The organism is Lactobacillus nasalidis (genome assembly GCF_016587775.1).
Taxonomy (GTDB): Bacteria; Bacillota; Bacilli; order Lactobacillales; family Lactobacillaceae; genus Lactobacillus; species Lactobacillus nasalidis.
The window spans coordinates 1-390 of sequence record NZ_BOCG01000079.1 but is presented as its reverse complement, the minus strand read 5'-3'; the positions used below and the strand labels follow the sequence as shown (position 1 = coordinate 390).

Below are 390 nucleotides of genomic sequence, written 5' to 3'. Positions count from 1 at the left end.
TGAGGTAACGGCTCACCAAGGCAATGATGCGTAGCCGAGTTGAGAGACTGATCGGCCACATTGGGACTGAGACACGGCCCAAACTCCTACGGGAGGCAGCAGTAGGGAATCTTCCACAATGGACGCAAGTCTGATGGAGCAACGCCGCGTGAGTGAAGAAGGTTTTCGGATCGTAAAGCTCTGTTGTTGGTGAAGAAGGATAGAGGCAGTAACTGGTCTTTATTTGACGGTAATCAACCAGAAAGTCACGGCTAACTACGTGCCAGCAGCCGCGGTAATACGTAGGTGGCAAGCGTTGTCCGGATTTATTGGGCGTAAAGCGAGCGCAGGCGGAATGATAAGTCTGATGTGAAAGCCCACGGCTCAACCGTGGAACTGCATCGGAAACTG

Annotated in this window: 1 rRNA gene; it reads left to right on the top strand. The window is 52.6% G+C overall.

The window, feature by feature from the left end:
* Nucleotides 1-390, top strand: a 16S ribosomal RNA gene (locus lacNas_RS01025); the annotation flags it as partial.